The 20,512-nt window shown below is 72.5% G+C and carries 19 protein-coding genes and 1 pseudogene; 14 read left to right on the forward strand and 6 right to left on the reverse strand.

Annotated elements, in window-relative coordinates:
• Positions 1-38 precede the first annotated feature (38 nt).
• Both DEJ46_RS16605 and DEJ46_RS16610 read left to right on the forward strand, forming a co-directional pair.
• Complete coding sequence (locus DEJ46_RS16605) at positions 39-2,306, forward strand: FG-GAP repeat domain-containing protein (RefSeq protein WP_150267287.1); 2,268 nt, start codon at positions 39-41, stop codon at positions 2,304-2,306.
• A gap of 216 nt (positions 2,307-2,522) precedes the next feature.
• A complete protein-coding gene (locus tag DEJ46_RS16610; protein ID WP_150267289.1) occupies positions 2,523-4,832 on the forward strand; it encodes an FG-GAP repeat domain-containing protein in 2,310 nt (769 codons plus the stop codon).
• On the opposite strand, the pseudogene DEJ46_RS16615 reads toward DEJ46_RS16610, so the two are convergent.
• Positions 4,826-5,232: pseudogene (locus DEJ46_RS16615) on the reverse strand (ATP-binding protein); the annotation flags it as partial. The gene DEJ46_RS16610 and the pseudogene DEJ46_RS16615 sit on opposite strands and share 7 nt — an antisense overlap.
• Before the next feature lie 202 nt (positions 5,233-5,434).
• Here DEJ46_RS16615 and DEJ46_RS40910 point away from each other — a divergent pair.
• Positions 5,435-5,662, forward strand: coding sequence for a DUF397 domain-containing protein (locus DEJ46_RS40910; RefSeq protein ID WP_150267291.1), 228 nt, complete (start codon positions 5,435-5,437; stop codon positions 5,660-5,662).
• 14 nt (positions 5,663-5,676) lie between these two features.
• On the opposite strand, the gene DEJ46_RS16630 is transcribed toward DEJ46_RS40910, so the two are convergent.
• On the reverse strand, positions 5,677-6,093 hold the full coding sequence (locus DEJ46_RS16630) for an SSI family serine proteinase inhibitor (protein WP_150267293.1): 417 nt from the start codon (positions 6,091-6,093) through the stop codon (positions 5,677-5,679).
• A 178-nt stretch (positions 6,094-6,271) separates the two neighbouring features.
• On the opposite strand from DEJ46_RS16630, the gene DEJ46_RS16635 reads away from it, so the two are divergent.
• The 6 genes from DEJ46_RS16635 (at position 6,272) to DEJ46_RS16660 (ending at position 9,487) form a co-directional block, all read left to right on the forward strand.
• Positions 6,272-6,511 carry a hypothetical protein gene (locus tag DEJ46_RS16635; protein ID WP_150267295.1) on the forward strand — a complete coding sequence of 80 codons (240 nt, stop codon included), beginning with the start codon at positions 6,272-6,274 and terminating at the stop codon, positions 6,509-6,511.
• A 1-nt stretch (position 6,512) separates the two neighbouring features.
• A complete protein-coding gene (locus DEJ46_RS16640) occupies positions 6,513-7,280 on the forward strand; it encodes an FG-GAP repeat domain-containing protein (protein WP_223834684.1) in 768 nt (255 codons plus the stop codon).
• A gap of 57 nt (positions 7,281-7,337) precedes the next feature.
• Positions 7,338-7,964, forward strand: coding sequence for an HAD family hydrolase (locus DEJ46_RS16645; protein WP_223834686.1), 627 nt, complete (start codon positions 7,338-7,340; stop codon positions 7,962-7,964).
• A 116-nt stretch (positions 7,965-8,080) separates the two neighbouring features.
• Complete coding sequence (locus DEJ46_RS16650) at positions 8,081-8,518, forward strand: DUF3995 domain-containing protein (protein WP_223834688.1); 438 nt, start codon at positions 8,081-8,083, stop codon at positions 8,516-8,518.
• Positions 8,519-8,552: 34 nt separating this feature from the next.
• On the forward strand, positions 8,553-9,053 hold the full coding sequence (locus DEJ46_RS16655) for an RNA polymerase sigma factor (RefSeq protein ID WP_150274488.1): 501 nt from the start codon (positions 8,553-8,555) through the stop codon (positions 9,051-9,053).
• Positions 9,050-9,487, forward strand: coding sequence for a hypothetical protein (locus tag DEJ46_RS16660; RefSeq protein ID WP_150267299.1), 438 nt, complete (start codon positions 9,050-9,052; stop codon positions 9,485-9,487). Before DEJ46_RS16655 ends, DEJ46_RS16660 begins: the two co-directional genes overlap by 4 nt.
• A 21-nt stretch (positions 9,488-9,508) precedes the next feature.
• On the opposite strand, the gene DEJ46_RS16665 is transcribed toward DEJ46_RS16660, so the two are convergent.
• Together DEJ46_RS16665 and DEJ46_RS16675 are read right to left on the reverse strand one after the other, a co-directional pair.
• On the reverse strand, positions 9,509-10,378 hold the full coding sequence (locus DEJ46_RS16665; protein ID WP_223834690.1) for an alpha/beta fold hydrolase: 870 nt from the start codon (positions 10,376-10,378) through the stop codon (positions 9,509-9,511).
• Positions 10,379-10,440: 62 nt separating this feature from the next.
• The gene (locus DEJ46_RS16675; protein ID WP_150267301.1) at positions 10,441-11,109 is read right to left on the reverse strand and encodes a DUF4097 family beta strand repeat-containing protein; all 669 of its coding nucleotides are present in this window, start codon (positions 11,107-11,109) and stop codon (positions 10,441-10,443) included.
• Between the two features lie 378 nt (positions 11,110-11,487).
• Between DEJ46_RS16675 and DEJ46_RS40510 the strand changes: the two genes are divergently transcribed.
• A complete protein-coding gene (locus DEJ46_RS40510; RefSeq protein ID WP_150267303.1) occupies positions 11,488-13,443 on the forward strand; it encodes a serine/threonine-protein kinase in 1,956 nt (651 codons plus the stop codon).
• Positions 13,444-13,503: 60 nt separating this feature from the next.
• On the opposite strand, the gene DEJ46_RS16685 is transcribed toward DEJ46_RS40510, so the two are convergent.
• Both DEJ46_RS16685 and DEJ46_RS16690 read right to left on the reverse strand, forming a co-directional pair.
• Positions 13,504-13,902 carry a Zn-ribbon domain-containing OB-fold protein gene (locus DEJ46_RS16685; protein ID WP_150267305.1) on the reverse strand — a complete coding sequence of 133 codons (399 nt, stop codon included), beginning with the start codon at positions 13,900-13,902 and terminating at the stop codon, positions 13,504-13,506.
• Positions 13,902-14,351, reverse strand: coding sequence for a DoxX family membrane protein (locus DEJ46_RS16690; RefSeq protein ID WP_150274492.1), 450 nt, complete (start codon positions 14,349-14,351; stop codon positions 13,902-13,904). Before DEJ46_RS16690 ends, DEJ46_RS16685 begins: the two co-directional genes overlap by 1 nt.
• A gap of 157 nt (positions 14,352-14,508) precedes the next feature.
• Between DEJ46_RS16690 and DEJ46_RS16695 the strand changes: the two genes are divergently transcribed.
• The 4 genes from DEJ46_RS16695 to DEJ46_RS16710 all read left to right on the forward strand — a co-directional run bounded on the left by DEJ46_RS16695 (position 14,509) and on the right by DEJ46_RS16710 (position 20,435).
• Positions 14,509-15,684 carry a flavin-containing monooxygenase gene (locus DEJ46_RS16695; RefSeq protein WP_150267306.1) on the forward strand — a complete coding sequence of 392 codons (1,176 nt, stop codon included), beginning with the start codon at positions 14,509-14,511 and terminating at the stop codon, positions 15,682-15,684.
• 217 nt (positions 15,685-15,901) lie between these two features.
• Positions 15,902-17,257 carry an MFS transporter gene (locus tag DEJ46_RS16700; RefSeq protein WP_223834699.1) on the forward strand — a complete coding sequence of 452 codons (1,356 nt, stop codon included), beginning with the start codon at positions 15,902-15,904 and terminating at the stop codon, positions 17,255-17,257.
• 154 nt (positions 17,258-17,411) lie between these two features.
• Positions 17,412-19,634 (forward strand): acetate--CoA ligase family protein, encoded by a 2,223-nt coding sequence (locus tag DEJ46_RS16705; RefSeq protein ID WP_150267310.1) that lies wholly within the window; start codon positions 17,412-17,414, stop codon positions 19,632-19,634.
• Between the two features lie 12 nt (positions 19,635-19,646).
• Entirely contained in the window at positions 19,647-20,435 is a 789-nt protein-coding gene (locus DEJ46_RS16710) for an enoyl-CoA hydratase/isomerase family protein (RefSeq protein ID WP_150267312.1), read from the forward strand.
• Positions 20,436-20,512 lie beyond the last annotated feature (77 nt).

Raw genomic sequence — 20,512 nt, forward strand, 5'->3', positions numbered from 1 at the left:
CGAAGGCCACACCCGTACCCCTGGGGGAGATCACCGCTTTGTCTGTTCCGTCCAACGCGCGCGCACCTCGACGTCGGATCCGGCTCGCCGCCGCCGTCACGGCCGTACTCGCCGTCACCGTGGGCACGCTCGCGGCCGGACCGGCCACGGCGACCACGGCGACCACGGCGACCACGGCGACCACGGGAACCCTCGCCACGGCTCCCGCTCCCGGCACGACGGCGCAGGAGGCGGACGCCGCCGCACTGCTGCCCGAGTCCAAGGTCCTCGGCAACGGCCCGACGGGCTTCCTGACGCTTCGCCGGGACAGCTACGACATCGGGGACGTGTACCGCTGGACGCGTTACGACACCGGTGTCACCACCGTCCTGCCCAAGGGCACGTACCAGGGAAGCCCCCGGTCCGACGTGATCGTCCGGATCGAGGGGACCACGTACAAGCTGTACGACATGGCCACCGGCGCCGCCCCCGTCGTGATCGACACCGGCTCCCTCGGCGCGTCCGCCAAGTTCGTGCAGGCGGCCGGCTCCACCCTCGTCATGGAGGTCCCTCGCGCCGGCGGCGGCGCCGACATCCACCTCGTCTCCAAGTCCGGCGACACCCTCGTGGACCGCACGGTCACCGGGATGCCCGCCGACGCGATCGTCCGCTGGTACGACCAGTCCTCGCCCGACACCCTGGTCGTCCGCCACGGAGAGACCTGGACGGGCCCCCTCCGCGTGGCCCTGGTGGACGTCGCCTCCGCCGCGGTCGTGGAGAACCGGCCCCTCACGGCGGGCGGCCAGGACTCCGGAGTCCGCGCGTCCGCCACGCACCTGGTCTGGGCGGAGCACTCCAGCGCCGAGAAGGCCGTCCTCCGTGTCGCCCGCCGGGGCGAGGGCGGGAGCACGTCCATCCCCCTCGGGACGGGCGGGCTCGCGACCGGTCTCCTGGGCGCCGACTGGGTCGCGTACGCCGCGACCGGCGGGGCGAGGGCCGTCTTCCCCAACCCCCTCCACTCCCTGACGGTCCGCTCGCTGACCGACAACCGGACGGTGACGCTCCTCGACACCGTGAGCGAGATCCGCAACGACACCGACGGCGGCCTGCTGGTCCTCGGCGGCACGATCGCGCAGGGCGAGGGCCTCTTCCGGATCACCCTCGGCGCGGACGGCGCCACCCCGACCGCCACCCTCGTGGCGAGCACCGGCCGCCCCATCGTGCTCGAACTGGCCTCCCAGACCGTCCCCGCCACCATCGACTTCGGCACGCGCGACGCGAACCTGATCTTCCAGTTCGCCGGCTCGACCTCCGCGACGGTACGCGTCGAGCTGACGCACACCGCTTCCGGGAAGCGCCGCGTCCTCACCCACGAACTGAACCGGCAGGGGCGCGTCAACGCCTGGTGGGACGGCACCTTCGACGACGCGACGGCCGCGTACAACGGCGACTACACCTGGCGCATGACGGCGAAGCCCACGAACGGGATCGGCGGGCCGGTCGAGCGAGCGGGTGCCCTCAAGGTCGCGAGCAAGCCCGCGCCGCACGACTTCTCGGACAGCGGCTCGCCGGACCTGATCTTCCGGGCCGGCGGCCACCTCTTCCTCTACGACGCCCGCCAGACGCTCGACCGCTCCGGGGCTCAGACGGAACCGGAGTCGATCAACGGAGGCGGCTGGGACGTCTACGACCAGATCGTCACGCCCGGAAACATCGGCGGCGCCCGCCACGCCGACCTGATCGCCCGGGACAAGACGGGCGTGCTGTGGTCCTACGCGGGCACCGGCAAGGCCACCGAGCCCTTCGCCACGCGGACCAGGATCGGCGGCGGGTGGGGCGTCTACAACAAGCTCACCGCCGGCAGCGACCTCACCGGCGACGGCCGCTCCGACCTCCTCGCCACCGACAAGGCCGGCGCCCTGTGGCTCTACAAGGGCACCGGCTCCGTCACCGCCCCCTTCGCCGCCCGCACCAAGGTCGGCGGCGGCTGGGGCGTCTACAACAAGATCGTCGCCACCGGGAACATCGGCGGCGGCCCGGCCGGAGACCTCGTCGCCCGCGACACCGCCGGCGTCCTCTGGCTCTACCTCGGCAAGGGCGACGGCAGCTTCGCCGCCCGCACCCGGATCGGCGGCGGCTGGAACCAGTTCGGCTCCATCGTCGCCATCGGCGACACCACCCGCGACGGCCGTCCCGACCTCGCCGCCGGCCGCGGCGACGAGGTCGTCGTGTACGGCGGCAGCGGCGACTGGCGCGTGCCGTTCACGCTCGGGTCGGCCACGACGCTCCCGGCGGACCTCGCCCGCCAGTACCCGACGCTGTACTGACCCGGAGAGAACCGGGGCAGCTGCACCAAGCCCCGGCCGTCCCCTCTCCCCTGTACGAAGATCGGAGGCGGCCCGAGTCGTCCGAACTCGGGGAGCCCCTGCCCTGCCTGGGCCGGGGCTCCCTCCGGTTCCTCGTACAACCATTCGCCTTCCCTGCGAGTCCCACCCGCAACGGCGCATCACTGCCGTACCAGCACCCTTGCGGGAGGACCCCCCTTGATCCACGTTCGTGTGCCCCGGCGACGCCTCGCGGGGGCCGTCACGGCCGTAGTCGCCGTCACCGCCACCGGGCTGGCCGCGCCGTCCGCCTCGGCCGCCCCGAACCCATCGCCGGCGTCCACCATGGTGAGCGCGGAGCAGGGGACGGAGCAGCAGGACGTCCTCACGATGCCGGTCGGCACAGTGGCCCACAGCAGCGGTCCCACGGGTTTCCTGGCGTCCCACGGGTCGGGCTCGGCGATTTCCTACACCTGGACGCGGCACAAGGACGGCGTCCGGACGCAGCTGCCCGGACAGCTGTACGGGGGAATCGCCGGCACGGACATCGTCGTCCGGTCCTCGGGCACCGTCCGCACGCACGTCGACATGTCCACGGGCACCGAGCTGATGACCTACGACGTCAGTACGCTCGACGGGACCTACGCCCCGAAGCTCTACCTGGGCACCGGGTTCGTCGCATCGACGAGCGCGGAGGAACAGCCGGAACCGTACGTGTTCGGCCAGGACGCCCAGGGCCGGCTCGTCTCCCGCAAGCTGACCGGCCTGCCCACGGGCGCCACAAACCTGCGGTTCACTTCCGGCACGCCGGGCACCTTCCTCATCAGCTACCTCACCCGGGCGAACGGTGTCGACCGCTACCGGCTCGCCGTCGCGGACACCGCTTCCGCGTCGGTCGTCGAGACGTACGAGACCCTCAAGACGACCAACAACCCCTCCGTTCCGGCCGTGTCACCGACCCATGTGGCCTGGATCGAGCAGACGGACCCCACCCAAGTGACCCTCGCCGTCGTCCGGCGGGGCGCCACGGAGGTCGAGCGGACGCCACTGGGCGCGGTGTACTACCGCACGACCGTGCGGCTGATGGGTGACTGGGTCGTCGCGGGTGTGACCCACGGCGGCATAGCCACCAGCGACACCCCCGACTACACGCTGACCGCCCGGCCGCTGAAGGGCGGGACGGCCGAGGGCGGTGGCGTGGTCGACCTCCTCGACCACGTCACCTACACGACGCAGTCCCCCGACGGCAGCCTGATCGCCACTGGTGGCACACTCGAACACGGCGAGGGCCTCTACCGGATCGCCCTGGACCCGGCCACCGGCAAGCCCGCCGCGTCCCTCCTCGCGTCCACCGGTGTCCCCACAGCCTTCCTCCTCACGAAGGAGACCGCACCGAGCGGTGTGGTCGACCTCGACCGCAACGGCGGCTCGCTGAAGGCGTCGTGGACGTTCAGCCGGCACAACGCGCTCGTCGGACTCGTCCTCACGCACACCGCGTCCGGCCTGCAGTGGACCTCGTACCGGGCCTGGCAGTCCTCGACGGTTCCCTACACCTTCGACTGGAACGGCCTCTTCGACAGGGACGACCTCCCCGCGTACAACGGGGCCTACACCTGGACGATGACGGCATCGCCCGCCAACGGCATCGGCGACGACATCGTGCGGACCGGCGGCTTCACCTTGACCCGCACGCCGGAGCGGCACGACGTCAACGACAACGGCAGCCCCGACCTGCTGGTCCGTAGCCAGACAGGCAAGCTGACCGCGTTCGACGGCGGGCACGTCCTGAACACCGCCGACACGTCCGCAGCCGACGAGTACCAGCCGCGGGATCTCGGCACCGGCTGGAACACGTACGCCCTGATCACCGCCACCGGCGACATCGGCGGCACGAAGGCCGGCGACCTGGTCGGCCTGGACAAGACCGGTGCCCTCTGGCTCCACCAGGGCAACGGCAGGGGCCTCGCTCCCCGTACGCGAGTCGGCGGCGGCTGGCAGATCTACAACAAGCTCGCCGGCGGCTCCGACCTCACCGGCGACGGCCGGCCCGACCTCCTCGCCACCGACACTGCCGGCGTGCTGTGGCTCTACAAGGCGACGGGCAGTGCCACCGCACCCTTCGCCAAGCGCGTGAAGGTCGGCGGCGGCTGGGGCGCCTACAGCGAGCTCACCGCCACCGGAGACATCGGCGGCGCCGCCACCGGAGACCTCGTCGCCCGCGACAGGGACGGCGGCCTCTGGCTCTACCTCGGCAAGGGCGACGGCACCTTCGCTCCCCGCACCAAGGTCGGTAACGGCTGGAACGCGTACACGAAGCTCATCGGTATCGGTGACACCGACGGCGACGGCCGGAACGACCTGGTCGCGTACGACGAGAAGAACGCTCCGGACACCCTTCTCCACGTGTACAAGGGCTCGGGCAACTGGAAGGCTCCCTTCGCGACCGGCCAGGCACTGCGCAACCACGGCATGTACTACTGGGGCGAGGACGGACGGGGGCTGGCCACGTCCGGGCACCACATCTACTGACGGCTGCTGCTGTGACTTTGCGCCGTCAGCGGGACGGTCGCCCAGACCGTCTTGCCGACGGACCGGTCCTTCACACCCCAGGTGGTGGCGAGGGCGGCTACGAGCAGGAGCCCGTAGCCGCCCTCCTCAGGGTCCTCGACGCGTGACGGGCGGCGCTCGCCGCGCGCGTCGGAGAGCTCAATCCGTACGTGGTCGCCGTCCAGCCCATCCGCACCTCGAAGTCCCTCCCCGGCACCCGGCCGTGCACGGCGGTGTTGCTCGCGATCGCCGCGACGACCAGCTCGGCCGCCTCGGCGGCGGAGCCGGGCACGCCCCACTCGTGGAGCTGCTGCACGGCGAGTAGCCGGGCGAGGCGTGCGCCCCGGCGCGTGGCCGAGAGCCGGAGCGTGAACTCACCGGAACGCGGACCTGAGCCAGGCGGAACTGGCGGACATCGCCCATTGCAGCGAGGACCTGGTGTCCTCGATCGAACGGGGAGTACCGATTCCCCAGCCGGACTTCCTGCTGCGGGCGGATCCGGTGCTGGGCGCCGGGGGCGTGTTGATCGCTGCGGTGGACGACGTACGGGAGGCGCTGGCGAAGGCGCGGGTGCGGCACGCGGATTGGTTCCGGAGCTTCACGAAGGAGGAAGCGGAGGCGGTCGCCAACCACTGCTACGAAGTACAGGCGGTTCCAGGCCTCCTCCAGACGACGCCTCGGGCGGCGAGTGCATCGAAGTCGCCGCGCACCCCACCATCATCCACGTCCGCGACTCCAAGGACCCCGAGGGCCCCCAGCCGGCCGTCGCTCCCGCCAGCTGGGCGTCGTTCGTGGCGTACGCGACCGTCTGACCCGTCGGACGTGCTCAGAACGCGAAGACGGGCGTCGTCCTCGCGTTCAGCTCGCACGCGTTGCCGAACTCCTTCTCCCAGGAGACGGGGACCTCGTTGTACGTGCCCTCCGCCTTCGCCGTGACCGGGTCGTACTCGGTGGTGCAGATCGCGTCCGGGTCGCCCTTCAGCTTGTCGAAGTCGCCGCCGGCGTCGTGGAGGGCGTCGCAGGCCAGGGCCGCGTCCGGGTGGTTCCCGCCGGTCGGGCGGCAGCCGAGGAACACGTCCTTCGCGACACCGGCCGAGTCGGTGACCGTCAGGTGCAGGCGGGTGGGCGGCTTCGGCGCCGTGGCGGTGGAGTCCCCCGGTCCGGGGGCTGCGGTCGCGGTGCCGGTGAGCGCCAGGCCGACGAGTGTGGCGGCGGCGAGGGGGTGGGCGAGGGTTCTCTTCATACCTAGGACCTCCCCCTTGCCTCTGGCACATGCCTCCTCTCCGGCGACGACGGCACTCTGATGGACGCAGCCACCGCATCCCCCGGCGTGATCTCTTACGCTGCGATCTTCAAGCAATCATGAGGAGCGGGCGGGGTGTTGTGTGACACCCCGCCCGTTTCCTGGGGGGATACGCACCATGAATCACGCGCACCTACGCGGCCGCCGGCTCGCCGTGGCCGTCACCGCCGTGCTCGCCGTCACCTTCGTCGGCGGGACGCTCGTCACCGCGCCGGCCGCCGAGGCGACCGTGACGGCTCCGGCGGCTCCGGCCGCGGCGAATGCGACCGTCCCGCTTCCGGCCGGCGAGAAGCTCGTCAGCTCCGGTAACACCGGGTTCTCACCTCGAAGGACGACGGCGCGGGTGGGACCGCGCTGACGTGGACGAGGTTCGGCTCACCTGGGACGGGCTGATCGACGGGGCCAGTGCCCCGAACGGCGCCTACTCGTGGCAGGTGACCCTGACGCCGACCAACGGCATCGGGTTCCCGGGATACGCGAACGGCTCGCTCAAGGTGGTCCGGAAGGCCAACCCGCACGACTACACCGACAACGGCTCGCCCGACCTGCTCGCGCGGGACACGGCCGGGGTGCTGTGGACCTACCTCAGCAAGGGCGACGGCACCTTCGGGACGCGGACCAAGGTCGGCCCCGGCTGGGGCATCTACAACAAGCTCGCGGCCGGTTCGGACCTCACGGGCGACGGCAGGGACGATCTCGTCGCCACCGACGCCTCCGGTCTGCTGTGGCTGTACAAGGGCGCGGGAAGCGCCATGGCGCCCTACGCGGCCCGGGTGAAGGTCGGGTCCGGCTGGGGTGTCTACAACCAGCTGACGGCCGTCGGGAACATCGCCGGCGGTGTCGCCGGCGACCTCCTCGCGCGGGACACCGCCGGGGTGCTGTGGCTGTACCTCGGGAAGGGCGACGGTACGTTCGCGGCCCGGACCAGGATCGGTACGGGCTGGGGCGGTTACAGCCAGCTGGTGGGCGTCGGCGACGCCGACAACGACGGCCGGTCCGACCTCGTCGCGTACGGGTCGGCGGGGACGCACGTCTTCCTGGGGACCGGGGCGTGGGCCACGCCGTTCACGAAGACGGCGACCTCGCTGTACGCGGGCGAGGGGACCAAGTTCACGTCGGTGTCGTGACCGATCCCGGCCCGGCCCCGGCGTCACGCCTCGGACGGCTCCTCGTAGCATCCGGGCGTGACCTCCACCGGCAGCTTCGTACTCTTCGACGTCGACGGCACCCTCATGGACGCCGTCGCCGACCAGCGCCGCATGTGGCACGAGTGGGCCGCTCGGTACGGGCTCGACGGGGACGAGGTCCACGCCGTGGCCCTGCGGACGCGGCCCGTCGAGACCTTCGCGGCCGTCGCCCCGGGGCACGATCCGGACGAGTGCCTCGCCCTGCTGCACGCGCTGGAGGACGAGGACGTCCGTACGGGCACGTACGCGGCCTTCGACGGGGCCGCCGAGCTGCTCGGCGGGCTTCCCGCGGACCGGTGGGCGCTCGTCACGTCGAACTACGAGCACCGGGTGCGGGGCCGGTTCGAGCGGACCGGGCTGCCGCTGCCGGGGCTGATCGTGGACGCGGCCTCGGTGGCCGAGGGGAAGCCGTCCCCCGTCCCGTACCTTCTCGCGGCCGAGAAGCTGGGCGCGGACCCGACGGACTGCCTGGTCATCGAGGACGCGCCGTCCGGGGTCCGCTCCGGGCTCGCCGCCGGGATGACGGTCTGGTCGGTCAACGGCCCCGCTCCCGTGGACGGCGCCCACCGTCACTTCCCGACGCTGGCCGACGCGGCTCCGCACATCCTGGCGACGCTGGTGTAGCGCGTAAGCGTCCGCACGGGCGGACCTGTGAGGCGGGTCACAGGGAACGTTCCGGCGCTTCGGCTCCTCCTTCGGGTGTCGGCGCCCGACGCCGGCCTCGACTCGGAGGGGGACCCGTGGCGGTCATCGACATCCAGCGGCCTCGTACGGCCACCGGCGCGCATGCCGTCTCGGCGCTGCTCGCCGTCCTCGCCCTGGTGCACGTCTACTGGGCCACCGGCCTGACGTGGCCGGCCCACGACGAGCGGGGGCTCTCGCTCGCCGTCCTCGGCGGTGTCGTCTCCTTCGGACCGCCCGTCGTGCTGCCGCTCGCCGCACTGGAGGGCGTCGCCGCCCTGGCCGTGTCCGCCCGGGCGCGTCGTCGGGGCGGCAGGACGGCGCGGCTGGTCACGGCGGCCGTCGCCGCCGGGATGCTGCTGCGCGCGGCGGCCGGGCTGGTGTGGATCGTGGCCGGCCGCGACGGGTCCGGTGCGGTGTTCCCGTGGCTGAACGCCTTCCTCTACACGCCCCTGTGCCTGGTGTGCGGATGGGCGGCGCTGCGTGCCGCCCGCTGATCACGCCGGCCGGGGTGCCGGCCGGAGCGTCGACCTGGGCATTGACCGGGGCGTCGCGCTCGCCCGGGCCGCCCGGCGCGGTGACACGCTGGCCCTGCACGACCTGCTCGACCATCTCACCCCGTACATCGCCCGGATCTGCCGTCCCATCGCGCTGGACGACGGCCCGGACGCCACGCAGGAGGCGCTGGTCGCCGTGTTCACGTCGCTGAGGTCGCTGCGGGACCCGGAGGCGCTGTACGGGTGGGTCCGGGGGATCTCCGTACGCGAGGCGGTACGGGTGGCCAAGCGGGCGGCGCGGGCGCGGCCGGCCGAGCTGGCCGACGTACCGGAGCGGGGTGATCCGCAGCTGGCCGCCGACATCGACGACGTGCTCTCGCGGCTGTCTCCGCAGCATCGCGCGGTGCTCGTCCTGCGCGATGTCGAAGGGCTGGACGAGGAGTCCGCGGCGGCCGTGCTCGGCGTTCCGGCCGGCACCGCGAAGTCGCGGCTGCACCGGGCCCGGCAGAGTTTCCGAAAGGCGTGGAGCGGATGACACCGAGCAATGTGGGGCGGCTGCGCGTCATGGGGGCCGCGATCCGGGGGGCGTACGTCGTCGAGGGGGTGCTGCCTTCGTCGTTCGACGAGGTGTGGGGCGTGATGGGGGATCTCGAAGGGGGCTTCGGGGACTTCCAGCCGGACATGCGGTCCGTGCGGGTCCTCCGTGTCGACGGCGACCGCGTCGAGGCCCTGGCCCGCAGCCGGTACGGGCTGCGCGCTCACTTCCACGGCGTTCTGCGCCCCGGCTGGGGCTGGCTGCAGAGCCGGTTCCTGGTCGTCGGGATGGCTGCCGACGCGACGGACGACGGCCGGACGAGGGTGGCGCTCACGGGAGGCGTACGCCTGCCGGGAAGGCCCGCCCTCGTCCCGGTCGGGGCGCGCGGGGAGCTCGAACGGGCCATGAGGCGGCTCGGTGAGCGCGTGCCCTAGAGGTGGGGTCCTGCCGCTCGCTCACCGGCCCGTCTCGCGGGCGGTGGTGGCGATCTCGCGGGCTGCGTCGGCCACCGCGCGGAAGTCCTTGCGCAGGATCTTGGAGTGGTTGCTGGGGACCTTGGCGCTGAGCTGGACGTGGGGGTTGCGGGCGCTCACCGGGGTGAGGTTGCCTCGGATCTTCTCCATCAGCTTCGGGTCGCCGCCGAGGTTGCCGCCGGTGGCGAGGACGTACTTGGTCGGGACGGTGAGGCGGTCGAAGACCGGGTCGAGGGCGGCGGGTGCGCAGAGCTCGTTGACCTCGATGTTGATCTCGGCGTGCTGCTCGGCGCTCATGCGCGCCGCCATGCCGAGCCGGCGGGCCACCGGGAACAGCGGGCTCAGGCGGCGGAACAGCTTGCGGACCTGCACCTTGGTGGCTTCGTCGAGCCACGAGTGCGGCAGGGCGCCGTCCACGGACACGACACCGAGGACGCGGTCGGGGTTCCGTGCGGCCCAGTGCACGGCGAGCATCGCGCCGTACGACCAGCCGACCAGGATCGGGCGCTCGACGCCGCGGGCGGTGAGGACGGCGTCGAGGTCGCGCAGGCACGCCTCGAAGGAGTAGTCGGCGGAGAGCGCCGACTTGCCGCGGGCGCGCTCGTCGTAGGTGATGTGCCGGTAGTCGCCGCCGAGTTCGTCGATCACGCGCCGCCAGTGCTTCTGGTCGGCGTAGGAGCCGTTGAGGTAGACGACCGGGCGGCCGGAGCCGCCGGTGTCGGTCACGGCGAGGGCGGTGTCCTCGACGGAGATCGTGCCGGTCCAGGGGGCGGGGGCCATGGGGTGCCTGCTTTCGGTGGTGTCGGCGGTGTTCGAGGTGGAGGGGGCGGCGGTGGGGGCGGTGACGGTCACGTTGTGCCTGCTTTCGGGGTGTCGATGGAGGGGGAGGGAGGAGGGGAGAGGGGAGAAGGGGTTCAGAGGCTGCGGGCGGTGATGTCGCCGTACGCGGTGGTGGCCTGGATGTTCAGGCCGGCCTTGGCGCCCTCGCTGTTGCGGAGGGTGTTGCTGATGCGGCCGTAGGAGGTGCCGGCGTCGAGGGTGGCGGAGACACCGTGCGCGGCGCCGATCTCCAGGTCACCGGACTCGGTGCGCAGGACGACCGTGCCGCCGTGGGCCTCGGTGATACGGATGTCGCCCTGCTGGGTGCTGAGTTCGGCGGCGCCGCCCAGGCGGCCGACGGTGATGTCACCGGCCTGGAGGGTGAGGCGGGCGGCGGCGGTCTCGTCGAGCTTGACCGTGCCCTGCGCGCTCTCGAAGGTGACGTCTCCGAGGCGTCCGACTCCGTGGAGTTCGGCGGCGGCCGTCTTCGCCTCGACGCGGGAGCCGGCGGGGAGCTGGACCGTGACCTCGACCGAGCCGGAGTTGCCGAGGATCCGGTTCCCGGCCTCGGCGGCCTCGATCCGCAGGACACCGTCGGCGTGGGCGACGGCGACCTGCCCGGCGGCCTTCACGTCGCGGACGTTCGAGGCGTTCGCCGGGAGGACCTCGACCGTGGCGTCGGCCCGGTCGGCGGCGATGAACCGGACCAGACCCGCGGGGACGTTCAGGACGACGGTGATCGGGGCGGTGGTGGGGAACTGCATGACGTACTCCTTGGGTTCTTGCTTTCGCGGCTCTCGGACTCTTGCCCGCGCCGTTTCTGACAAGAGAAACGCTACGTTGCGTTCATAGTTCCCGCAACAATCCCCCAGCCCCAAATCCCCATTCATGCAGGTCAAGGCAGGAATTTCATTGCAACCATCATGTGAGCTAACGCAACAAGCTTCCCTCGCTCATTGCAATGACATGTCGATGAACGCGCTGCGGGTACGCCACCCGTCGCCCAGTCGCCGCTCAACCACCCCACCGAAAGCGGCACTTGGACTCCGTACAGATGTGAATCACCCTCAGCTAATGTGTGGCCCATGCAGGGGGAACTGGAAGACCACTCTGGTTTGGGCAGTCTGAACGGCAGCGGAGCCATGCCACTCGAGGCGGGAGACCCCCGCCGGATCGGGGCCTTCAGGCTCCTCGGCGTGCTGGGCTCCGGAGGTATGGGGCGGGTCTATCTCGGCGCCGTACCAGGGAAGTTCGCGGCGGTGAAGCGGGTCCTTCCGATACTCGCCGAGGACGCCGACTTCCTGAGCCACTTCGGGCACGAGCTCGACAACCTGGCCCGACTGCCCGGCGGGGCCAACACGAAGCTCCTCGCGAGCGACCGCACGGCCAAACCGCCGTGGTTCGCCACCGAGTTCATCCCGGGCATCACCCTCAACGAGGCCGTACGGCTGCACGGCGGCCCGCTGCCCCCGGAGTCCCTGTGGCGGCTCCTGCGGGATGCGGCGGCCGGGCTGAAGGTCGTGCACGGCGCCGACATGGTGCACCGCGACCTCAAGCCGTCCAACGTCATGCTGACCGACGGCGGCCTCTCCCTCATCGACTTCGGCGTGGCCCGCGCCGCCGACCAGAGCCGGCTCACCAGGACCGGCATGGTCATCGGCACCCCCGCCTACATGGCCCCCGAGCAGGCCGTCGCCGACCGGCAACTCACCGGCGCCGCCGATGTGTTCGCGCTCGGGAGCCTGGTCCTGTACGCGGCGAACGGGCGGCCCCCGTTCGGTGACGGCTCCGGCCCCGGCCTCCTCTACCGCGTCGTCCACGGCGAGCCCGACTTCGGGAAGCTCACCGAGACCGACCCCGAGCTCGCCGCGCTCGTCCGGACCTGCTTCGCCAAGGACCCCGCGGACCGGCCGACCGCCGCCGAGCTCGTCGAGCGGGCCGGCGAGAAGGCCGCCGGGACCGCGTGGCCCGCCGCCGTCGCCGAACGGATAGGCGAGCGCGCGGCCTTCGCCGCCGGGGCGCCCACCGCCGAGCACCTGGCGGAGCTGGAGCGCGTCGAGCCGGCCCAGGACGTGGCGACCGCCTCGCTCACGCCGCAGGGCGGGAAGGAGCCGGCCACCGCCGCCCCCGATCCCGTCGCGATCACCGGGGCGGCGGCCCCGGGCTCCGAGCGGGTCCGGCGGAATCGATTCGTCATGCTGGCCGTGCCCGTCGTCGTGGCGACCGGCACCACCCTGACCGTCGCCCTCGGCCCGTACGAGATCGGCCGCCTCGGCGCGGCCCCCGGCTCCTCGGGCTCGCCCTCCGCCGTCGCCTCGCAGCCGGCGCCCGGCCATCCCGCGCCCGTACCCTCCTCGTCCTCCGCCTCCGCGAAGCCGGGCACCTCCACGTCCCCGTCCGCCTCCGCCTCCTCGGGTCCGTCCTCCGCGCCTCCGGGCGGGTCCACGGCGGCCCCGCCGCCCGGCACGGCCGGTGCGGGCGGCGGTGGCGGTGGCGGGACCACGCCCGGCGACGGGAACGGGTCAGGAAGCGGTTCGACGACCGGCCCGGACGGCGGAGGATCCACCACGACCAGCCCCGGCGGCGGAGGTGGCGGCGGGACGAAGACCACACAGCCGCCCGCGCCGCAGCCCTCACGGACGACCACCCGGCCCGCTCCCCCGCCGTCCACCGGCGGCGGCTCGTCGCCCTCGGGGACGTACTCCGTCGAGAACGTCTCCAGCGGAGAGTGCCTGTCCGAGAGCAACCCCGGGTGGGGCGGCACCATGGTCAACACCGCCCCGTGCGGCACCCCGCCCAGCAGCGGCACCATCTCCTACTCCTGGACCTACTCGTCCATGGGGAACGGCACCTTCCGGCTGGTCAACAAGAAGTCCGGCAAGTGCCTCCAGCCTGGCGGGACACCCGGTTTCACCGCCACTGCCTGCAACGGCTCCAGCCTCCAGTCGTGGACCATCGGCACCAAGACGTCCAGCGGTCACACCATCAAGAACGTGAACAGCGGCGAGTGCATGATCCCCGGCCCGCCGTTCCTGATGATGTACACCTGCAACCCGAACGACCGGAGCCACCTCTGGCGGAACGTCTCCCCGGTCTGACCGCCGTCTCCGAACCGCACGTCCGAACCGCCCATCCAGACCTCTCGTCCGAACCGCGCGTCAGGAGCCGGTCGTGAAGACCGGCACCGCCACCTCCCCCTCCGCCCGGAAGGCGACCCGCAGCTCCATGCCGATCCGGAGGTCCGCCTCCGGGACGTCCACGACCTCCGTCATCATCCGCGGGCCCTCCGCGAGGTCGACGACGGCGGCGACGTACGGGACGCGCTCGCCGAAGGGCGGGAGGTCGTTCCGGTGGACGACCGACCAGGTGTAGAGCGTGGCGCGGCCGCTCGCCCGCTCCCAGCCGACGTCCTCGCTCCAGCAGTGGGGGCAGAACTCGCGCGGGTAGTGGTGGGTCCGGTCGCAGGCCGCGCAGTGGCGCAGCAGGAGGCGGCCCTCGGCTGCGGCGTCCCAGTACGGGCGGGTGAAGGCGTCGATGTCGGGGTCGGCTGCCGTCATCAGAAGAGTCCGATCGCATGGTCGAGGGACCAGGTCTGCCAGGACATCGCGAGGAGCGCGACCAGGGAGATCAGCGCCATCATCGCGTTCTGCCCCTGCTCGGCCCAGTCGTGGATCATCAGGACGAGGTAGAGGAGGTTGAGGAGGAGGCCGCCGACGAGGGCGACCGGGGTGAGGAAGCCGACGACCAGGCCGAGGCCGAGGGCCAGTTCGGCGTAGACGACGACGTAGGCCATGACCTTGGGCCGGGGGGCGACGACGGCGTCGAAGCCCTTCTTCACCTGCGGCCACCTGTGCTTGGCGGCGACGTCGGCGGCCCAGGCGATGCCGGTGCCGCGCTCGAACCAGCCCTTTCTGTCCTTGTGCCGCCAGCTCTCCAGCCACCACAGGCCGAGGCCGATGCGGAGGACGGCGAGCCATTCGGCGCCGGTGAGCCAGACGGTCTGCATGCGCGCCCCCACGAGCTGAGTCATCGGATCTGACGGTACGTCAGTTCAGCGCAGGGCGGGCCGGTCGCGCAAGAGGCCGGCGGGCGTGACCGATTCGCAACCGAAATCCCTCTTGGTCGAGACCCACTACGTGTACACGTCATTACGCTCAGCATTCATGGCCACCACCCCCCAGCAGTCTCCCGCTCACCCCGTGTACGTCATCGGCGGCGGCCCCGGCGGGCTCGCCGTCGCCGCCTCCCTGCGCGAGCGCGGAGTACGGGCCGTCGTCCTGGAGAAGTCCGACGCCGTCGGCGCCTCCTGGCGCACCCACTACGACCGGCTGCGGCTCCACACCACCCGGCGCCTCTCCGGCCTCCCCGGCCTGCGGATACCCCGCTCCTTCGGACGCTGGGTCGCCCGCGCCGACGTCGTGCGGTACCTGGAGAAGTACGCGGAGAAGCACGAGCTGGAGATCGTGACGGGCGTCGAGGTCTTCCGTGTCGACCGGGCGGGCGCCGAGTGGGTCCTGCACGCGACCGGCGGGCGCCGGCTCACCGGGAGCGCCGTGGTCGTGGCCACCGGCTACAACCACACCCCGCGCCTGCCGGAGTGGCCCGGCCTCGACGCGTACGAGGGCGAGCTGAGCCACGCCCGCGAGTACCGCAACCCGAAGCCGTACGCCGGGAAGGACGTCCTCGTCGTGGGCGTCGGGAACACCGGGGCCGAGATCGCCGCCGACCTCGCCGAGGGCGGTGCCGGGCGCGTACGGCTCGCGGTGCGGACCGTCCCGCACATCGTGCGGCGCACGACCCTCGGCTGGCCCGCCCAGCGCAGCGGCATCCTGGTGCGGCGCCTGCCGGTGTCCGTGGTCGACCGGATGGGCGAGGTGATCGGCCGCTGCTTCCTGCCGGACCTGTCGGCGCACGGGCTGCCCCGCCCCGAGAAGGGCCTCGCCACCCGCCAGCGGGAGGGCGCGGTCCCGGTGCAGGACGTGGGTCTCATCGAGGCCGTACGGGCCGGGAAGGTCGAGGTCGTCGCCGCCGTCGAGGGCTTCGAGCACGGCGAGGTGCTCCTCGCGGACGGCACCCGGATCGCCCCGGACGCGGTGATCGCGGCGACCGGCTACCGGCGCGCCCTGGAGCCCCTCCTCGGACACCTGGACGGGGTGCTCGACGGGAACGGACGCCCGGCGGTGCACGGGGCGCGCTGCCCGCGCGAGGCGCCGGGCCTGTACTTCACCGGCTTCACGAACCCGATCAGCGGGATGCTGCGCGAGCTGGCGATCGACGCGGAGAAGATCGCGCGGAGGATCGCGCGCGGGGCCGCGCGAAAGGCCGCCCGGGGGCGGTAGAAGCCGCTGCGGCTTTCCCCCCCTTGCGGTATCGGCAAGTTCTGTGGCCATCTGCCGTCGCGCGGGCCGAGCCTTGTCGGGCACAGTTCCCGGACATCAGGGGTGGACCATGACCGCGACGCCGCCGACACACGCCGATCAGCCCGATCAGCCTGTTCGATCCGATCAGCCTGTTCGATCCACCCAGCCTGTTCGGCCCGCTCAACCCGCTCAACCCGTGCTGAGCAAGCGCAGACGCTGGACGGTGCTGGCCGTCTGCTGCCTCAGCATGTTCCTGGTGGGCCTGGACACCACCATCGTCAATGTGGGCCTGCCGGCCATCGGGCGCGGCCTGGACGTCGGCACGCGCGGTCTCGAATGGATCGTGGACGCCTACACCCTCGTGCTGGCCGGTCTCCTGATCTCCTCCGGCGCGCTGGCGGACCGCTTCGGGCGCCGCCGGGTCTTCCAGTGCGGGCTGGCCGTGTTCGGTGTGGCCTCGCTGCTCTGCGCGCTCGCCCCGACGGCGGGCACCCTCGTCACGGGTCGCGCCCTGCAGGGCGTCGGCGCCTCGATGCTCAGCCCTGTGGCGCTCGCGATCGTGGTGAACGCGATGCCGGACCCGAAGGAGCGGGCGCAGGCGATCGGCGTCTGGGCATCGGTGTTCGGACTGAGCATGGCCGCCGGCCCCCTCACGGGCGGCGCACTGCTCGCGGGGCTCGACTGGCGGGCGCTGTTCTGGATCAACGCGCCCGTGATCGTGGCCGCTCTGGTGCTCAGCGCGGTCTTCGTGCCGGAGTCCCGGGCCCCGCGCGCCCGGCGGCTCGACCTGCCCGGCCAGCTCCTGCTGACCGTCGTCCTCGCGGTCGTGGTCGGCATCCTCATCGAGGGACCGCGCATCGGCTGGACGTCGCCCGCGGCGCTCGCGGGATACGCGGGGGCCGCGGCGACGGCCGCATTCGTGTGGGCCGAGTCCCGGCGGCCCGAACCCCTGATGGACCTGCGGCTCTTCGGGCGCCCCGTCTTCAGCGGTGCCGTCGTCGGCGCGGTGGCCGTCTTCGTCGCCCTGAACGTGACGCTGCTGCTGAACACCCTGTACCTCCAGCACACCCGGGGCTGGTCGCCGCTGGCCGCCGGTGCGGCGACCTTGCCGCTGGCCGTCGGCGCGACCGTCTGCGCCCCCTGGTCCGGCCGCATGGTCGGCCGTACGGGACCGCGGCTGCCGCTGTCCCTCGCCGGCGGTTTCCTGACGGCCGGCGGGCTCTGCCTGGTCGGGCTCACCCCGCACACGAGCGTGCTCCTGCTGCTCGCCGCGCTCTCGCTCATCGGCATCGGGTTCGGCTTCGCCAACGCCCCGATCACCAACACGGCGGTCAACGGCCTGCCGCCCGCCCGCGCCGGTGTGGCCGGGGCGATCACCTCCACGGCGCGGCAGCTCGGCGCCGCCCTGGGCATCGCGCTCGCCGGGGGCCTGGTCGCGACCGCCGCCCCGGCGGGGCTCGCGGAGGCGTCGCGTCCGGGCTGGATCCTGGTCGCCGTCTGTGGCGTACTGCTCCTCGTCGTCGCGCACGCGTCGCAGCCGAAGAAGGCCTAGGGGGTGGGACCCGGAAGCTCGGGGACGTCCCGAACTTCCACCCCCGCACATTCCCGAACATCCACCCCCGCACAACCATTCCTGACTGAGCGTCAGTTCGCTAATCTGACTGTGCGTCAGGTCAATGGTCATGGGCGGAAGGTGGAGCGGAACGATGCTTGGATCGACTCACGGCACCTTCACCACCGATCTCCGCGCCCGCGTGGTCGCCTGCGGGGAGGAGCCCACCGGCGTCGTGCACGGCTTCACCGCCGCCCCCGGCGACCAGGACGTCAGTGGACGCCCGCTGCACGCCCCCGTACCCGACCTCGACCGGTTCTTCCGGCCCGGGTCCGTCGCCGTCGTCGGCGCCTCCGACACCGAGGGCCGCCCCAACACCGGCATCACCCGGCAGCTGCTCGCCTGGGCCGAGCGGGTCGGCGCCCGGCTCGTGCCCGTGCACCCGACCCGTACGAGCGTCTTCGGGATCGACTGCGTATCCTCCGTCGGCGCGCTCGCCGAACCCGTCGACCTCGCCGTCCTCCTCGTCGCCGACCCGCTCCCCGTCATCGAGGAACTCGCCGACACGAAGGTGCGGTTCGCGGTCGCCTTCGCCTCCGGCTTCGCCGAGACCGGCGAGGCGGGCGCCGCCGCGCAGGAACGTCTCGCCGCCGCCGTACGCCGCTCGGGGCTCCGGCTCCTCGGTCCCAACACCAACCTCAACGCCTTCGAGCGCTTCCGCGAGGACCTCGAAGGCCCGGCCGTCGCCCTCATCACCCAGTCCGGCCACCAGGGGCGGCCCGTCTTCACCCTCCAGGAGCTCGGCGTCCGGCTCTCCCACTGGGCGCCCACCGGAAACGAAGCCGACCTGGAGACCTCCGACTTCATCTCGTACTTCGCCGGACTGCCCGAGGTCGGCGCCATCGCCTGCTACGTCGAAGGTCTCAAGGACGGCCGCTCCTTCCTCCTCGCCGCCGACCGGGCCGCGCGCCAGGGCGTCCCCGTCGTCGCCGTGAAGGTCGGCCGCACCGAGACCGGGGCCCGCACCGCCGCCTCCCACACCGGCAAGCTCACCGGCGCCGACCAGGTCGTCGACGCGGCCATGCGCCAGTACGGGGTGATCCGGGTCGACGGGCTCGACCAGCTCCAGGACACCGCGACCCTGCTCGCCCGCGCCCGCAGGCCGCAGGCCGACGGCGTCGTCGTCTACTCGATCTCCGGCGGTACGGGCGCCCACTTCGCCGACCTGGCGACGGCGGCGGGTCTCGAACTCCCCACGCTCCCGCAGGCCAAGCAGGACGAACTGCACCAGTGGATCCCGGAGTACCTGAGCGTCTCGAACCCCGTCGACAACGGCGGGCACCCGGTGGGCGACTGGCGCGGCCGGAAGATCATCGACGCGATCCTCGCCGACCCCTCCGTCGGCGTCCTCATCTGTCCGATCACCGGCCCCTTCCCGCCCATGAGCGACAAGCTCGCGCAGGACCTGGTCGACGCCGCCGAGGCCACGGACAAGCTGGTGTGCGTGGTGTGGGGCTCGCCGGTCGGGACGGAGGAGGCGTACCGCACGACCCTCCTCGGCTCCTCGCGCGTCGCCACCTTCCGGACGTTCGGCAACTGCATCGGGGCCGTGAAGGCCTATCTCGACCACCACCGCTTCACCGTCGGCTACCGCTCCCCCTTCGACGAGGCCCCCCGCACCCCCTCCCCCTCCTTCCGCAAGGCGCAGGCCCTCATGCGGCCGGGCCGGCGGCTCAGCGAGCACGCGGCGAAGCAGCTGCTGCGGGCGTACGGGATACGGGTGCCGCGCGAGCAGCTCGTGACGAGCGCGGCGGCGGCGGTCCGGGCGGCGGGGCTCGTCGGCTACCCGGTGGTGATGAAGGCCTCGGGCGCGCAGCTCGCGCACAAGACGGAGCTGGGGCTCGTGAAGGTCGGGCTGACCTCGGCGAGCCAGGTGCGGGACGCGTACCGCGAGCTCACGGACATCGCGCGGTACGAGTCGATCGACCTCGACGGCATCCTCGTCTGTCAGATGGTCGGGCGCGGGGTCGAGATGGTGGTGGGCGTGACGCGGGACGAACTCTTCGGCCCGACCGTGACCGTCGGCTTCGGCGGGGTCCTGGTCGAGGTCCTGAACGACACGGCCGTCCGGGTCCCGCCGTTCGGCGAACGCGAGGCCCGGTCCATGCTCGCGGAGCTGCGCGGGCGGGCGCTCCTGGAGGGCGTACGGGGCGCTCCGCCGGCCGACGTCGACGCGCTGGTCGAGGTCGTGCTGCGGGTGCAGCGGATGGCCCTCGAACTCGACGGCGACCTCGCCGAACTGGACATCAACCCGCTGATGGTGCTGCCGCGCGGGCAGGGTGCGGTGGCCCTGGACGCGCTCGCGGTCTGCCGATAAGGAGCTTCTTCCGTGCCGGATGTGCTGCACGCCGTGGAGAACGGCGTCTCCTGGATCACGCTCAACCGCCCCGAGGCGATGAACGCGGTCACCTGGGACCAGCGGGAGCGGATCATCGCCCTGCTGGCGTCGGCCTCCGCCGACCCGGAGATCCGGGCGGTGGTCGTCACGGCGACCGGCCGGGGCTTCTGCGCGGGCGCGGACCTGCGCGGAGCGCCGTCCTCCGGTGCGGAGCGGGTGGCGGGGGACGTGGCCCGGATGATCCGGCTCGGGGCGCAGCGGTTCATCGGGGCCGTACTGGACTGCGAGAAGCCGGTGATCGCGGCGGTGAACGGAACGGCGGCGGGCATCGGGGCACACCTCGCCTTCGCCTGCGATCTGGTGCTGGCGGCGGACTCGGCGCGCTTCGTCGAGGTGTTCGTCCGGCGGGGGCTCGTCCCGGACGGTGGGGGCGCGTACCTCCTCCCCCGCCTGATCGGGCCGCAGCGGGCGAAGGAGCTGATGTTCTTCGGCGACGCGGTGCCGGCGGCGGAGGCGGAGCGGATGGGCCTGGTGAACCGGGTGGTCCCGGCGGAGGCCCTGGAGAAGACGGCCCGGGAGTGGGCCGAGCGCCTGGCGCAGGGCCCGACGCGGGCCATCGCCCTGACGAAGCAGCTGGTGAACGCGTCCCTGGACACGGACCGCACGACGGCCTTCGCGGCGGAGGCGACGGCCCAGGAGCTGAACATGACGACGCGGGACGCGCAGGAGGGGGTGGCGAGCTTCGTGGAACGGCGGGAGGCGCGGTACGAGGGGCGGTAGCGGGGGCTGTCGTACCGGAGCCTTGTGGTGTGTCGCGCAAATATGCCACACACTGCCGCTCCGGGGGAACGGAATGC

The organism is Streptomyces venezuelae (assembly GCF_008642375.1).
Classification (GTDB): domain Bacteria; phylum Actinomycetota; class Actinomycetes; order Streptomycetales; family Streptomycetaceae; genus Streptomyces; species Streptomyces venezuelae_G.

Coding starts and splice junctions, on each gene's coding strand:
- DEJ46_RS16630 (WP_150267293.1), bottom strand. CDS start 6,093: ATGAAGAGAACCCTCGCCCACCCCCTCGCCGCCGCCACACTCGTCGGC.
- DEJ46_RS16635 (WP_150267295.1), top strand. CDS start 6,272: ATGAATCACGCGCACCTACGCGGCCGCCGGCTCGCCGTGGCCGTCACC.
- DEJ46_RS16660 (WP_150267299.1), top strand. CDS start 9,050: ATGACACCGAGCAATGTGGGGCGGCTGCGCGTCATGGGGGCCGCGATC.
- DEJ46_RS16675 (WP_150267301.1), bottom strand. CDS start 11,109: ATGCAGTTCCCCACCACCGCCCCGATCACCGTCGTCCTGAACGTCCCC.
- DEJ46_RS40510 (WP_150267303.1), top strand. CDS start 11,488: ATGCCACTCGAGGCGGGAGACCCCCGCCGGATCGGGGCCTTCAGGCTC.
- DEJ46_RS16685 (WP_150267305.1), bottom strand. CDS start 13,902: ATGACGGCAGCCGACCCCGACATCGACGCCTTCACCCGCCCGTACTGG.
- DEJ46_RS16690 (WP_150274492.1), bottom strand. CDS start 14,351: ATGCAGACCGTCTGGCTCACCGGCGCCGAATGGCTCGCCGTCCTCCGC.
- DEJ46_RS16695 (WP_150267306.1), top strand. CDS start 14,509: ATGGCCACCACCCCCCAGCAGTCTCCCGCTCACCCCGTGTACGTCATC.
- DEJ46_RS16705 (WP_150267310.1), top strand. CDS start 17,412: ATGCTTGGATCGACTCACGGCACCTTCACCACCGATCTCCGCGCCCGC.